This window comes from Parvimonas micra (genome assembly GCF_021300775.1).
In the GTDB taxonomy this organism is placed as follows: domain Bacteria; phylum Bacillota; class Clostridia; order Tissierellales; family Peptoniphilaceae; genus Parvimonas.
On sequence record NZ_JAJTJP010000002.1, the window covers coordinates 252,145 to 266,003 of the forward strand.

Below are 13,859 nucleotides of genomic sequence, written 5' to 3' on the forward strand. Positions count from 1 at the left end.
TCAATATCGGATAAAAAATGTGATATAATTAGATATATAGATTAATAGGAGGTTATTATGAAAAAAATAGGATTTCTTGTTAACCCTATTGCCGGAATGGGTGGTAGAGTAGGACTTAAAGGTACTGATGGAGAGGGCATATTAGAAAAGGCAATCTCACTTGGTGCAGTTCAAGAGGCTCCGGATAAAGCTAAAAAAGCTTTAAGCAAAGTTGTTGAGTTAAAAGACAAGTTTACAATTTATACTGCAAGTGGTCTTATGGGTGAAATAGAATGTAAAGAACTTGGATTGAATTATGAAGTTGTTTATAATGCAAAAGAAAATTCTTCTGTTTCAGACTCAAGAGAACTTTTAAAATATTTTATAGAAAATGAAATCGAATTGATTTTCTTCGTTGGTGGAGATGGGACTGCAAGAGATGTTTATTCTGTTGTAGAAGATAAAATTCCAGTAATAGGAGTACCTGCCGGAGTGAAAATACACTCACCAGTTTATGGTAATACTCCTGAACAAGCAGGAAGTTTACTTTATGAAGTTATTAATGGTGTTGAGCTTCCTGTAATTGAAAAAGATGTTGTTGATATTGATGAAGAAGCTTTTAGGGATGATAGAGTAGAAGTTAGACTTTACGGATATTTAAAAGTACCTTTTGATCAAAGATATTTACAAAATAAGAAATCACAAACTCCTCAATCAGATAATGACGCTCAAGTTTCAATAGCTTGTGATATAATTGATGATATGAAAGATGATATCTTTTACATTATAGGATCTGGAACAACTCCTATGTACATTATGAAAGAATTGGGATTACCATATACTGTATTAGGTGTTGATATAATCAAAAATAAACAACTTGTAAGAAAAGATTGTAGTGAAAGAGATATTCTTGAAGTAATTGGTGATGAAAGAGCAATTCTTGTTGTAACTCCAATGGGTGGACAAGGATATGTATTTGGACGTGGAAATCAACAATTAAGTGCAAATGTATTGAGAAAAATCGACAAAAAGGACATTATAATTATAGCTACAAATGGTAAATTACAAAGTATAACTTCAGGACATCTTGTTGCATATACAATGGATGAAGAAGTTGACAAAAAATTAAAAGGTTATTATAGAGTTAAAATCGGATACGAAAGAGAAAAAATGATTTTAGTTGATAATGAATAAAAATCAATGACTTTAAGGATTAGAAAAAACAAGTCTGTCGGGAAAAATGCGATTATTGAATGTGATAAAAGACAAATTGCTACCAAAAAAATTGCAATAAAATGTGGATTTGAATATCAAGGGCCGGAAGTGTTTAAATTTAACAACTAATATTTATTTTTGGTTAGTTATATGAAAATCAAATAAAAAATATAAGACGATATAAGATGAAGTTATATCGTCTTTTTTGTTGTAAAGCAATAAAGTTCCCGGTATACCACTCGTGTTGAACAGTTTGGATAGGTAAGACGAGAAGCATTGAAAATAGGACTATCTAAAAAATACTAACGCAAAATACAAGTATAAAATAGGCTAAAGTGAATTATCAGCTTATTTATGATATAATATATCTTAACAATAAAATGGATAAGGGGTAATAATATGGCAATTTCTTATAAACCATTATGGATACAGTTAGCAAAAAAAGGACTAAAGAAAACAGATGTAATAGCTATGGCTGGACTTACAACAAATGTTATGTCACAAATGGGCAAGGATAAACCAATAATACTTAAGAATTTAGAAAGGATATGTAAGGCTCTATCTTGCACTCCTAATGATATTATTAGTTTTGAAGATAATTTTAGTGAAGAGGAATAGAAAATGACTTTAAGGACAGAAGATCAAGTTAGGGATTATGCAAAAGAAATATTAGGCTTTGATGAAATTGAAGAAAACATCAATCAAGGTACTGGACAAATAACTACTTTTAATCAATTAGGCTTTAAGGGATATTCAGATAAGCCAGATGGTTGGTATATGCCTAAAAATATGAATGATATAGCAATAATCCTTGAAACAAAATCAGAAGAAAGAGATATTAGCAAACAAATTTTTATTGATGAGCTAATGAAAAATATAGACATAATTTCAAGCAAATATAAAAAGACAATTGGAATTTTGTACAATGGCAAAGAAATCGCTATATATAAAAACAAGGAACTCATAAGAGTAGCTAATAAACTTCAACACAAGCAATACTATATTGATTTGTTTAAAGAAAATTATATAGATAAAAATAGAATTTTCACTCTAACAAAAAGAATAAATGATTTACTACATTTTAAATTTGGAATTAAGAATTTATATCATAGAATGATATTTACAGCTTCAGCCTTGGTAGTAGAAAGATTTGGTGGTAATCTTGAAGCAATCAAAGATAATGGATATGAACCATTCAGAAATAAAATATATGATACTCTAGCAAAATCTCTTCAAGACCATAGAAAACAAAACCTTAAAATAGATATTTTGCTTGAGGTGTACAGTGAAATAAAAATGAACATTGTAGAAAATCAAGATGATATAAATACATTTATTGACTGTATCATAGAAATTGCAGAGTCCATAAACTCAGATAACTGGAACGGCGAAGATGTAATGGGCATTTTCTTTAACGAATTTAATAGATACAAGAAAAAGTCCGAAAGTGGTCAAGTATTTACTCCAGAGCATATCACTTCATTTATGTACGATTTACTAGAGATAACCTATAACGACCGATTACTTGACGCTACTTGTGGTAGCGGAGCGTTTTTAGTAAAAGCAATGGCAAATATGATAAAAGAAGTTGGAGGAATAAATACAAAAGAAGCAGAAGATATAAAACAAAACAAACTTTATGGTATTGAGTTTGATAGAGAAATTTTCGCCCTAGCTTGTGCCAATATGCTTATTCATAAAGACGGTAAGACAAATTTGGAACAATATGATACTAGAGAAAAAGAAGCTTGTAAATGGATCAAGTCAAAAAACATAACTAAAGTATTGATGAATCCTCCATACGAGAAAAAATATGGTTGTAAAAAAATAGTTACAAATGTACTAGATAATGTTCCTGCTGGTACTAAATGTGCATTTATTTTACCAGATAAGAAACTAGAAAAAGATAGAATGCACTCACTACTGAAAAAACACACTCTTGATATGATTATAAAATTACCAGAAAAACTTTTTGATGCTGGAGTAACAACAAGTGTATTTGTTTTTGAAACTGGAAAACCACAAAAAGATAAAAAAATATTTGCTTGCTATATGGAAGATGATGGACTTGAGAGAGTTAAAAATCAAGGTAGGCATGATATAAAAAATAAGTGGAAAGAAATAGAAAAATATTGGCTAGAAGTTGCAAGAACAAAAGTAGATACAAAATATAATACACACCAATGGATAGATTCAAAAGAATATTTATCATATCAAAAACTACAGAAACCTTTTGAAATATATGAAGAAGATTTTAAAAAGACCATTATAGATTTTATACTGTTTGAAGAAAAAATTGACGTAAAAGAATTTAATGAAAAACTTTTAAATCAAGTATTGTATAAATCAGAATATAAAGATGGTAAACTCATGCTAGATGTAGGTGGAGAAAATGAAAAAAATTGATATAACTGAATGGAAAGAATTTGAAATCAAGGAATTATTTACTATAAATCCTACAAAATATCATCGATTGACAAATAAGGATTTAATGCAAGATGATGGAGAGAATCCAGTAATAGTTAATTCTAGTTTTAATAATGGTATAGGTGGTTATACTAATTACGAACTCACTGAAAAGGGTAATGTAATAACATTTAGTGATACAACAACATCTGATAGCATATTTTATCAGCCAAATGATTTTGTAGGATATTCACATGTTCAGGTAGTAAAACCTATTTCTAATATAGAAAAATGGAACAGATATAGTTTATTATTTTTTACAGCTATATTTAAGAAGAAAGCATCATTAATGAATTATGATTATGTAAATAAATTTACACGAGCTGACGCTTTAAAAATTAAAGTAAAACTACCAATTGATACTAATGGAGAATTAAATTGGGAGTATATGGAAAGCTTTATAAAAAGGCTTGAAACCAGAGAGAGAGAGAGAGTACAAGCAATCTTACAAGCTATTTAAATAATGTAAAATTAAATAAGGTTGATACTTCAAAATGGAAAGAGTTCGATGTAATGGATTTATTTTCACCGAAGACAGTGAAAAATAAGGTTGTGATTTACGATAAAAAAAATTTCGGTATTACACCTGTATATGCGTCAGAGAGCTCTTATAAAAATAACATAGGTTATATTGATGATGAGCCAGAGTTTTATGTCAATGATGAACAATCAATGTATGTTATCTTTGGCGATCATACTAAATCGATGAGGATTATAGAAACTAATTTTTCAGTTACTGATAATGTTAAAGTTTTATCTCCAAAAATTCAGTCGAAAAATAGTTTGTTTTTCGTTATGACATCATGGTTAGCTAATATACCAGACTTAGGGTACTCAAGACATTGGAGTATTGCAAAGAAAACTAAAATCAAATTACCAGTAAAAAGTGACAACACTCCAGATTGGGATTACATGGAAAGATATATAGAAAACTTAAAATTAAAATGCAATATAGCAAATTATAATATTTAAACCAAGAACGATTAGAAATAAAAATCTAGTCGTTTTTTTGTGCAAAATTTTAAATGAGAGCAAAAAATGAAGAAAGAAAAAATATTACAAGAAGTAAAAAGAAATAAAAGATAAAATTGACGATACAGAAGAAAGATTAGGGCACTAAAAAATCGAGAAAAGAAGATATTAAAACAAGACATAATAAAGTCGAAAGTGAAGAACTTTTTGAAAAACCTAAAAATGATTATACAAAATATCTTATAGATTCTATACTTATGTAAAAGAATGTTTAGGTAGTTTTTTTGCTTACAAATTTTTTATTTAATACTACACTTTTAGGCTAAAGTGTGCTATAATAATATTGTCAAAGGTTCCTGTTTAATTATACCTACATTTATTATAAGGGATTACGGAGTTCTTACTTTGATGGCAGCCTTTTATTAGGAAACCGTGAGATTTAAGACAGTTTGCCCACCTTCAACTATGAAGGTTTATAAAATGACAGGAACCAAATGACTTTTATAAATTAATAATTAGGAGGTTTTTTATGAGCTTAGCAAAGTATATCGAACAAAGACGTATCGAAAAAGAAAGAGAAGTTAGAAGAAAAATTAGAAGAGAAAAAGCAGCTACTGCTGCAAAATTAGTTGCAGGAGCCGCTGTTGGTGCTGGAGTAGGAATCTTATTTGCTCCTAAATCAGGAAAAGAAACTAGAGAAGATATCGTTAAAGTAACAAAAGATGGCGTTGAATATGTAAGTGAAAATGTAAACAACGCAGTTAAAGCTGTTTCTAAAAAAGCTAAAGAAGTTAAAGAAGTTGTAGAAGAAAAATATGAAGACTTCACTAATAGACATATGACTGAAATTTCTCCTGAAGATGAAGAGATTGAAGTAACAGACTTAGCAGAAGAAGAAGAAGTAGAAGAATAGTGAGGAAAAAATGGTAACAATAGATTTAGATTTAACTTTAAGAGTTATTCTTTATTTAGTAGCAATAGTATTCCTATTATCTTGTATTTGTTTATTCACAAAGTTAATAAAAGCAGTTGCTAGATTAAATAGGGTTTTAGAAAAGAGCGAAGAAAGTATAGTTACATCAGTTGAAAAAATACCGAGCTTACTTGAAAACGCTGATAAAGCTATTGCAAATGCAAATGAAATTCTTGGAAAAACAGATAAAATCCTTAATGATACTCAAGATGATATAACAGATAGCATTGAAAATGTTAGCATGACACTTGAAAATGTTAGAGAAATCACTGATGATATCACTACTTCCACTAGATTTGTTGCAGAACAAGTGGTGGATACAACACTGGATATTAAAGAAAATGTTGATGTTGTATTCGATAAAATTGATACAATTAAAAATATTATAGATGCTATTAGATCTTATTTTAAGAAAAAATAAATTATAATATAATTTTTCTAATTTTGTTTTTCTATAAAATACTGGGAGGCTATTATGGGAGTTATATCAAAAGCAGAATTATTAGAATCATTGTACAAAATAGGAGAAGGAAAAGCTAACTATAAATTACACAAAATGATGATTGTAGCATTTTTAGCTGGTTTATTTATAGCACTTAGTGGACTTTCTTATATAATTGTTAATACAGGAATGGCTAGTTTAAATCCAACATACGGAAAATTCATATCAGGAATTTGTTTCTCATTTGGACTTTTTGCCGTAGTTGTTGCAGGAGCAGACTTATTTACAGGTAATATTTTGATTCTTGCTCCAGCATTAGCAAAGAGAATTACATTCCCAAAAATGTTTAGAAATTGGATAGTAGTTTATCTATTCAACTTTGTAGGATCAGTTTTTGTAGCTCTACTAGTTTATTTTGCAAGTGTTCTTTCACCAGAAATGCTTGCGTACTTACATAAGATTACAGTTTCAAAAACTACTGAAAGTTTTTTAGTTCTACTATGTAAAGGAATAGGATGTAATATTTTCGTTTGTTTAGGAGTTTGGATGTCTTATGCTTGTAAAGATGGAGTTTCAAAATTCTGTGCTTGTGCAATATCCATTATATTATTCTTAATATGTGGATTTGAACACAGTGTTGCAAATATGTTCTATCTTTCATTATCTACAATACTATCTGATATAAGTGTAGGAGCAGTTTTATACGACTTAGTTCCTGTTACAATAGGAAATATAATTGGAGGAAGTTTAATAGCTGTTTGTTATTATTTTGCCTATAGAGATTAGGAGTTTAAATTATGTTAGAATTTCCAAAAAAAATTAATGTGAAATTGACTTTGTATAATGAAGACTATTCATTTGGAAATGGATTATATAGATTACTCTTATTGATTGACGAATACAAGTCAGTCAATAGAGCTTGTAAGGAAATGCGTATGGCATATTCTAAAGCATATAAAATGATAATTCGTTCTGAAAAAGATTTGAATTGCAAATTACTTGTAGGAAAAATCGGAGGAAAGGGCGGTGGAGGTTCTGAACTTACACCAGAAGCTAGAGAATTATTAACTATATATGAAAGAGTAAATTTAAAGACAAAAGAATTTGTTGAAAATGAAATTGAAAATTATAAGAAATCAATAAAAAAAGCGGAGAAATAATATTCTTCGCTTTTTTATTTTGAAACAACAAGGTTTCCGGGAACCCACCCGATGAGAAGCATCGAGGAAGTATGGGGTTCATATTTAAACTTTAAAACTATTTGCCTATAATCTAATTCTTATACAACTTATTCTCTTTTTCTCCATAAAAAAAGTGCCAATAATTGCTCATCGACACCTTTGTCATCAGTCTGTATGTATCTACGATACATTTACTTATTCTTGTAAACAAGAATAAGTATGAGATCTCTCCACGTTGGTCGAGATGACGTATAAAGTAAGTACCTTTGTTTAAGGGCTAGACGTTAAAGGTAAATAAACAACAAATTATTTTTATAAATGTAGTAGAAAAAACATAATAAAAAAACATAATAACTTATTTAAAAATATAGGCTATAAAACAAAAAAAGTTCACGTCATTGCACTTTGAAAAGAAATTCCCCCAACACGTCATCTCGACCGTAGTGGAGAGATCTCAATTATTGTTTGTTTACAAACAATAATATTTCTGAAAGAAATAAAAAATATAATTTCTATATGTATCTTCGATACATTTAGAATAAAGACAAAGTATAATTTTTTTCTTCGCTTTTTTATATTTTTGTTATTATTTTGAAATAACAAGGTTCCCATGCATCCACCCGATGAAAAGTATCGTGGATAGTTTGGGTCTTGCTTTTTTAAATTTCAACATTTGTCTCTTTTAACATTGTTAAATAATAATTATATGTTTAGAAAGTAATTAAAAATGGGTATTAATACGATATAAAATAAAAAAGGAGGTCTTTTATTATGGATCATGTAAAAGGATTAGAAAATGTAGTTGAAAATTCAAAGAATTTAGCTGGAGCTCTACCAGAAGAAATGAAAGCATTTAGAGCTTTTTCTGGAGAAGTTTATAAAGACGGAGTATTAACAGTTAAAGAAAAAGAATTTGTTACACTTGGAATCGCAATTGCAGTTCGTTGTGAAGGCTGTATTGAAGCACATGTTAGAAATCTTGTTAATCTAAAAGCAACAAGAGAAGAAATTGCAGAAGTTATTTCTGTTGCAGTTGTAATGGGTGGTGGACCTTCAACAGTTTACGGTGCAAAGGCATTAGAAGCATTTGATCAACTATCTAAATAGTTTTATACAAAAGTGGTGATAACACCACTTTTTTGTTGAAAAAATATTTTATTTGTGATAAAATAATACGGTAATTTTTACAGAGAATAAAATTTAAAAGATTAGTGTTTTGCTTGGCACCCACTTTAAAAATCAAGTGCAGGGGCACTTTGCCCTTTTTTTTGTTGATCAAAGCACTCCAAAAGGAGGAAATATGAACGTAAAAAAAATTACAAGACAGGGAATGGTTGCAGCAATTTATGTTGTTTTAACTCTTCTTTCAGAAACATTTGGATTAGGGTATGGAAGTTTACAGTTTAGACTTTCAGAAACTTTAGCAATTTTACCATTTTTCAATCCAGAATATACAATAGGAGTAACATTAGGTTGCTTTTTAGCAAATATTGCCAGTACAGTTGGAATTATTGATATGGTAGTTGGAACTCTAGCAACTTTTGTAGTAGCGTTGATTATGACTAAAATCAAAAACTTCTACATAGCTTGTTTAGTGCCAGTAGTTGTTGGTATGGTTCCAATAGCATTAGAAATTTATTTATTAATGCCAAATCCTGTTGGTTTTTGGGGCATTTTAGGAGAACTAATGCTTTCAGAAGCTCTAGTAATCTATGCAGTAGGAGTACCTGTTTTCTATGTTTTATGTAAAAATAAATCATTTACTAAGGCTCTAGAATTTAAAAAAGACCTAAGATAAATGTATATATATAATTTTTTATTTTAATTAGGACTTGTAAATTCAATTGTTAAAATAAAAACTCTTTTCAAATTTATCAAAATGTGATAAACTTTGAATAGAGTTTTTTTAATTTTTAATAAAGGAGATAGAATATGTGGTTTTTTGATATAATCAAAGTCATTATTTTAGGAATTGTTGAAGGGATTACTGAATGGTTACCAGTGAGTAGTACTGGTCATATGATTTTGGTTGATGAATTTTTAAAATTAAATCAGTCAGCTGAATTTAAGGAAATGTTCTTAGTTGTTATTCAACTTGGAGCGATTCTTGCAGTTGTAATTATGTATTTTAATAAGTTAAATCCTTTTTCTAAAAAGAAAACAAAGGAGCAACAAAAAGATACAATTAATATGTGGTTAAAGGTGATTGTCGGAGTCGTTCCGGCTGGTGTTTTAGGAGTTCTTTTTGATAAGACTTTGGAAAAATATTTCTATAATTTTCCAACAGTTGCTTTCACATTAGTTTTATATGGTATTTTATTTATCGTAGTTGAAAATAATCCTAAATTTAAAACACAAAAGATAAAAAGATTTGAAGATTTAAGTTATACACTAGCTTTTTATGTAGGATGTTTTCAAGTTTTAAGTTTAATTCCTGGTACTTCAAGATCTGGAGCAACTATAATAGGAGCTTTAATTTTAGGACTTTCTAGAAGTTTAGCAGCTGAATTTTCATTCTTTATGTCTATTCCGGTAATGTTTGGAGCTAGTTTATTAAAACTTAGAAAATTTGGTTTTGCTTTTAGCTTTTTTCAATTTTTCATTTTAATTCTTGGAATGTTTGTAGCATTTGTAGTTTCTGTTTTAGCTATAAAAATGTTAATGAGATACATTAGAAAACATGATTTCAAAGTTTTTGGATATTACAGAATAGTATTAGGTATAATTTTAATTATCTATTACTTTATACATTAATTTTATTTTTAAGAAAAGTTAAATAGTTTGAAGGTTCTTACTATTTGACTTTTTTTGTTATATTTGTTAAACTGAATTAACATAATAAAGGAGATGATACCAATGAAAAAAAGATTTCTGATTATGGCTTTAATAGTTTGTGTTAGTGGGGCTTTTGTTTCTTGTAAGAAAAAAGAAAAACCTGAAGAAAATACTAAGGAAACTACTAATATAACAGTTAAAGAAAAAGAAGTAAAAGAAAATGTAGAAGAAACAAAGGAAGATAATAAAAAGACTGAAGAAAATAAAAAGGAAAAGGGAATATCTTTTGGAGTTAAAGATAAAGGAAATAATGATGTTACTTTGATTTCTAAAAAGGATTCAAAAATTCCTTTTGATATCTTTACTGTTGGAATGGATTTTAAATTAAAAATAGATGGCAAAGATTACTCTTTCAAAGATGCTGTTGCTCAAGGACTTTTAGATGAAAAAAAATTATTTAATAAACTTGAACAAGATAAGAAAGATGGCAAATCAACAAGTAAGATGTATAAAGATGATGGGGCAACAATTATCTATAAATATAATGATTACTCAATTGTAAAATATAATTCAACAGATGGAACAGAAGATATGTATATTACAAAGGCAAAAGATTTAGATGCTTTAGAAGCAATATTAAATAAAAGATAAAAAAATCGCAGAATAAAATCTGCGATTTTCTTTTTATATTAATATTTATTAATCAGCTATAATTAAACCGTAATTTCCGTCTTTTCTTTTGTAAAGAACATTAGTTTTTGAATCTTTTGCATTTTTGAAAATGAAAAAGTCATGATTTAAAAGTTCAATTTGTAAAATAGCTTCTTCTTCAGACATAGTAGCTACATCAAAGTTTTTAACTCTTACAATCTTTGGCTCTTCTTCTTCCACTGGTTCAGAAATTTTTTCAAATCTTATAGTTTCTAAAGCTTGATATTTCTTTTGTAGTTTTGTTTTGTTTTTTCTGATTTGTCTTTCAAGATTATCCAAAACGATGTCTATTGAAGTGTACATATCGCTTGTGCTTTCTTCTGCTCTAAGTATTGTGCTATTTGGTAAATAAATTGTAGCTTCAAAGATTTTATCGTTCTTAACTGAACTAAAAGTTACTTTGCCTTCAATGTCTTTAGAAAAGAACTTATCTAATTTTTCAAACTTCTTAGCTGTAATTTCTTTTAAAGCATCTGTTATTTCAATATTTTTACCTATAAATTGTAATTTCATACCAATACCTCCCTAACATTTTTTATATTTGCATTAAAAATACAAATATAATGTTATTTATATTATACCACATTTTTCCTTTAAATACTTAAAATGAAACTAAAAATTTTTGTTTTATATTTATTTGTGGTATACTTAATTAGTATTTATTTTAAAAGGAGATATTATGAAAAGAGATACTGTGCTTATAACCGGATCATCAAGAGGTATTGGCTCTGCGATTGCAAAGACTTTGGCAAAAGAAAATTATAATATAGTTATAAATTATAAAGAAAATGAAATAGAAGCAAAAAAAGTTTTTGATGAAATAAAAGCATATAATCCAAATGTATTAATGATTCAAGCGGATATTAGAAAAACTACTGAAGTTGAAAATATGTTTAATGAAATAGAAAAAACTTTTGGAAATGTAGATATTTTGATAAATAATGCTGGTATTGCAAGTATTAGATTTTTTCAAGATATTACAGAAGAGGAATGGGAAGATATTTTTAATGTAAATGTACATGGATCATATCGTTGCATAAAAAGAGCAATTCCTTCAATGATTAATAATAAATATGGAAAGATAATTGGAATAAGTTCAATTTGGGGAGTAACTGGAGGAGCCTTAGAAGCTCATTATTCTGCAACAAAAGGGGCAATTATTTCAATGAATAAAGCTCTTGCAAAGGAGCTTGGATATTCAGGAATTACAGTAAATACAGTTGCTCCGGGTGGAGTTGATACTGATATGTTAAGTTCAGTTCCAAAGGAAAATATTGACGCTTACTGCCAAGAATTTCCTTTGCAAAGACTAGCAAAACCTGAAGAAATTGCATCAGCTGTAAAATTTTTAATTTCAAAGGAAGCTTCTTATATAACAGGACATGTTTTAAATATTAATGGTGGAGCTTTTATTTAAAAATATTGAAAAAAACATAAAAAAGCTATTTACAAAAGATAAAAAAAGTTGTATAATTTACACGTGGCTATAAATTATCGCGGCAAATAATTTATGGGGAGTATGAAAATATGGCAAAAATGATGGGACCTAGATTTAAACAATCAAGAAGACTAGGCTTAAATGTATGCGGACACCCAAAAGCTAACAAAAGAATGGGTAAAGGTCTTGCAAGAAACGACAAAAAATTAACAGAATACGGATTACAATTACTTGAAAAGCAAAGATTAAGAGCTTACTATGGAGTTATGGAAAAACAATTCAGAACTTATGTAGAAAAAGCACTTAGACAAAAAGAACATATAACAGGGGATGCTCTTGTTATGATGTTAGAAACAAGATTAGATAACCTTGTTTACAGAATGGGATTTGCTTCTTCAATTAGACAAGCTAGACAAATGGTAGTTCATGGACATATGCTTGTTAACGGTAAAAAAGTTGATATACCTTCATACGCAGTACAAGTTGGAGATGAAATCACTTTAAGAGAAAAATCACAAAAAGTAGAAATGTTCAAAGAAAACTTTGAATCTACATTCTTAGGAGTTGTTCCTTACATCGAAAAGAAAGAAGGATTAAAAGCAACTTTATTAAGAATGCCAGAAAGAAACGAAGTTCCAATTGAAATTCAAGACTCATTAGTAGTAGAATTCTACTCAAGATTAATTTAGCAAAACAAAGCACGAGTTATCGTGCTTTTTTGTGTTGTTAATTTAATACAATTAGCAAAAAAAATAAAAATATCTGTTATATTGTAGCTTATGCCTTAATGCTTAAATTGATTCTGTCAGAAAGGAGTAAAGGTAAAACATATGTCAAAAAAAGATTCAGAATTTCAAGTTAAATTTATGTCTTTTCTTTTTAGAGGAAAAGAGATATTTAAACCATTAAATACAGGTTTTATTGACGAAAGAGTAAGCTGTATTAGAGAATATGTAGCTAATATTTACTTTTATACAAAAGATGGTCAAACAATTATGATTGATGCAGGTTATAACTATGATAGACTTGCAGAAAAAATGCAGTGGTTAGATATAAGTCCAAAAGATATTAAAGATATTTTAATCACTCATCAAGATACAGATCATGTTGGAGCTATTGAAAAAGGCAGTAACGAATTGTTTAAAGAAGCTACAATATATATTGGAAGAATTGAAAATGAATATTTAGAAGGTAAGATAACTCGTAAAGTATTTTGGGGTTTACATAAATTACCAAAAGTTCAAATTGATAATAAAAAAGTTTTGATTGATGACGGACAAGTTTTTTATATCGGAAATATAAAGATAGAAGCTATTCTTGTTCCTGGACATACTTGGGGACATCTCGTTTATTTAATAGATGATGCTTATTTATTCACAGGAGATACTATCTGGTTTGGAGCGGATGGTGGTTATGCATTTTTAAATAACCTTGCAGAAGATAGAAAATTGCAAGTAAAATCACTTAAAAGACTGGAAGAAATAATTAGAGGAAAAAATCTTAAACTTAAAATTATAACAGGACATACTGGTTGGACTGATGATATAGACTTCACTTTTGCTCATATCGATGAAATCTGTAATTCATTAAGAAGAAAACCAAAAGTTCGAGATCCTAAAGCTCCATACGATGGCTTTGATGAAAGTGAAGATACTAGAGAAAATGCAAGAAATGGCTTTTTAGAAAAGTGTTAAATTTTAAAATTTA

16 protein-coding genes and 1 pseudogene are annotated in these 13,859 nt (G+C 28.5%); 16 read left to right on the plus strand and 1 reads right to left on the minus strand.

Annotation, left to right across the window (positions count from 1 at the left end; genetic code table 11):
- Positions 1–57: 57 nt before the first annotated feature.
- The 13 genes and pseudogenes from LW893_RS04455 to LW893_RS04515 all read left to right on the plus strand — a co-directional run bounded on the left by LW893_RS04455 (position 58) and on the right by LW893_RS04515 (position 10,654).
- Positions 58–1,173, plus strand: coding sequence for an ATP-NAD kinase family protein (locus LW893_RS04455; protein ID WP_233056021.1), 1,116 nt, complete (start codon positions 58–60; stop codon positions 1,171–1,173).
- Positions 1,174–1,593: 420 nt separating this feature from the next.
- Positions 1,594–1,812 carry a helix-turn-helix domain-containing protein gene (locus LW893_RS04460; protein WP_233056022.1) on the plus strand — a complete coding sequence of 73 codons (219 nt, stop codon included), beginning with the start codon at positions 1,594–1,596 and terminating at the stop codon, positions 1,810–1,812.
- A 3-nt stretch (positions 1,813–1,815) separates the two neighbouring features.
- Entirely contained in the window at positions 1,816–3,600 is a 1,785-nt protein-coding gene (locus tag LW893_RS04465) for an HsdM family class I SAM-dependent methyltransferase (RefSeq protein ID WP_233056023.1), read from the plus strand.
- Complete coding sequence (locus tag LW893_RS04470; RefSeq protein WP_233056024.1) at positions 3,587–4,120, plus strand: restriction endonuclease subunit S; 534 nt, start codon at positions 3,587–3,589, stop codon at positions 4,118–4,120. Before LW893_RS04465 ends, LW893_RS04470 begins: the two co-directional genes overlap by 14 nt.
- Before the next feature lie 41 nt (positions 4,121–4,161).
- Positions 4,162–4,632: pseudogene (locus LW893_RS04475) on the plus strand (restriction endonuclease subunit S); the annotation flags it as partial.
- 529 nt (positions 4,633–5,161) lie between these two features.
- Entirely contained in the window at positions 5,162–5,545 is a 384-nt protein-coding gene (locus LW893_RS04480) for a YtxH domain-containing protein (RefSeq protein WP_233056027.1), read from the plus strand.
- Positions 5,546–5,555: 10 nt separating this feature from the next.
- Entirely contained in the window at positions 5,556–6,026 is a 471-nt protein-coding gene (locus LW893_RS04485) for a hypothetical protein (RefSeq protein WP_233056028.1), read from the plus strand.
- A gap of 54 nt (positions 6,027–6,080) precedes the next feature.
- Positions 6,081–6,833: a formate/nitrite transporter family protein gene (locus tag LW893_RS04490; RefSeq protein ID WP_233056029.1), complete on the plus strand. Its 753-nt coding sequence runs from the start codon at positions 6,081–6,083 to the stop codon at positions 6,831–6,833.
- An 11-nt stretch (positions 6,834–6,844) separates the two neighbouring features.
- Positions 6,845–7,207, plus strand: coding sequence for a winged helix-turn-helix domain-containing protein (locus LW893_RS04495; RefSeq protein WP_233056030.1), 363 nt, complete (start codon positions 6,845–6,847; stop codon positions 7,205–7,207).
- Positions 7,208–7,999: 792 nt separating this feature from the next.
- The gene (locus LW893_RS04500; protein WP_233056031.1) at positions 8,000–8,335 is read left to right on the plus strand and encodes a carboxymuconolactone decarboxylase family protein; all 336 of its coding nucleotides are present in this window, start codon (positions 8,000–8,002) and stop codon (positions 8,333–8,335) included.
- 193 nt (positions 8,336–8,528) lie between these two features.
- A complete protein-coding gene (locus tag LW893_RS04505; protein ID WP_233056032.1) occupies positions 8,529–9,026 on the plus strand; it encodes a QueT transporter family protein in 498 nt (165 codons plus the stop codon).
- A 134-nt stretch (positions 9,027–9,160) separates the two neighbouring features.
- Positions 9,161–9,982: an undecaprenyl-diphosphate phosphatase gene (locus LW893_RS04510; protein WP_233056033.1), complete on the plus strand. Its 822-nt coding sequence runs from the start codon at positions 9,161–9,163 to the stop codon at positions 9,980–9,982.
- Between the two features lie 102 nt (positions 9,983–10,084).
- Positions 10,085–10,654, plus strand: coding sequence for a hypothetical protein (locus tag LW893_RS04515; protein ID WP_233056034.1), 570 nt, complete (start codon positions 10,085–10,087; stop codon positions 10,652–10,654).
- 48 nt (positions 10,655–10,702) lie between these two features.
- Here LW893_RS04515 and hpf read toward each other — a convergent pair whose 3' ends face one another.
- A complete protein-coding gene (gene hpf, locus LW893_RS04520) occupies positions 10,703–11,227 on the minus strand; it encodes a ribosome hibernation-promoting factor, HPF/YfiA family (RefSeq protein WP_233056036.1) in 525 nt (174 codons plus the stop codon).
- Between the two features lie 166 nt (positions 11,228–11,393).
- Between hpf and ymfI the strand changes: the two genes are divergently transcribed.
- The 3 genes from ymfI (at position 11,394) to LW893_RS04535 (ending at position 13,846) form a co-directional block, all read left to right on the plus strand.
- Positions 11,394–12,131, plus strand: a complete 738-nt coding sequence (ymfI, locus tag LW893_RS04525; protein WP_233056038.1) for an elongation factor P 5-aminopentanone reductase — start codon at positions 11,394–11,396, stop codon at positions 12,129–12,131.
- Between the two features lie 110 nt (positions 12,132–12,241).
- Positions 12,242–12,841, plus strand: coding sequence for a 30S ribosomal protein S4 (gene rpsD, locus LW893_RS04530; protein WP_150263297.1), 600 nt, complete (start codon positions 12,242–12,244; stop codon positions 12,839–12,841).
- A gap of 141 nt (positions 12,842–12,982) precedes the next feature.
- Entirely contained in the window at positions 12,983–13,846 is an 864-nt protein-coding gene (locus LW893_RS04535; protein ID WP_233056039.1) for an MBL fold metallo-hydrolase, read from the plus strand.
- The last annotated feature ends 13 nt before the right edge of the window (positions 13,847–13,859 follow it).

Bases quoted from the DNA above. Each gene is read 5' to 3' on its own strand.
- LW893_RS04455 (WP_233056021.1), top strand. From the start codon at position 58: ATGAAAAAAATAGGATTTCTTGTTAACCCTATTGCCGGAATGGGTGGT.
- LW893_RS04460 (WP_233056022.1), top strand. From the start codon at position 1,594: ATGGCAATTTCTTATAAACCATTATGGATACAGTTAGCAAAAAAAGGA.
- LW893_RS04465 (WP_233056023.1), top strand. From the start codon at position 1,816: ATGACTTTAAGGACAGAAGATCAAGTTAGGGATTATGCAAAAGAAATA.
- LW893_RS04470 (WP_233056024.1), top strand. From the start codon at position 3,587: ATGAAAAAAATTGATATAACTGAATGGAAAGAATTTGAAATCAAGGAA.
- LW893_RS04480 (WP_233056027.1), top strand. From the start codon at position 5,162: ATGAGCTTAGCAAAGTATATCGAACAAAGACGTATCGAAAAAGAAAGA.
- LW893_RS04485 (WP_233056028.1), top strand. From the start codon at position 5,556: ATGGTAACAATAGATTTAGATTTAACTTTAAGAGTTATTCTTTATTTA.
- LW893_RS04490 (WP_233056029.1), top strand. From the start codon at position 6,081: ATGGGAGTTATATCAAAAGCAGAATTATTAGAATCATTGTACAAAATA.
- LW893_RS04495 (WP_233056030.1), top strand. From the start codon at position 6,845: ATGTTAGAATTTCCAAAAAAAATTAATGTGAAATTGACTTTGTATAAT.
- LW893_RS04500 (WP_233056031.1), top strand. From the start codon at position 8,000: ATGGATCATGTAAAAGGATTAGAAAATGTAGTTGAAAATTCAAAGAAT.
- LW893_RS04505 (WP_233056032.1), top strand. From the start codon at position 8,529: ATGAACGTAAAAAAAATTACAAGACAGGGAATGGTTGCAGCAATTTAT.
- LW893_RS04510 (WP_233056033.1), top strand. From the start codon at position 9,161: ATGTGGTTTTTTGATATAATCAAAGTCATTATTTTAGGAATTGTTGAA.
- LW893_RS04515 (WP_233056034.1), top strand. From the start codon at position 10,085: ATGAAAAAAAGATTTCTGATTATGGCTTTAATAGTTTGTGTTAGTGGG.
- hpf (WP_233056036.1), bottom strand. From the start codon at position 11,227: ATGAAATTACAATTTATAGGTAAAAATATTGAAATAACAGATGCTTTA.
- ymfI (WP_233056038.1), top strand. From the start codon at position 11,394: ATGAAAAGAGATACTGTGCTTATAACCGGATCATCAAGAGGTATTGGC.
- rpsD (WP_150263297.1), top strand. From the start codon at position 12,242: ATGGCAAAAATGATGGGACCTAGATTTAAACAATCAAGAAGACTAGGC.
- LW893_RS04535 (WP_233056039.1), top strand. From the start codon at position 12,983: ATGTCAAAAAAAGATTCAGAATTTCAAGTTAAATTTATGTCTTTTCTT.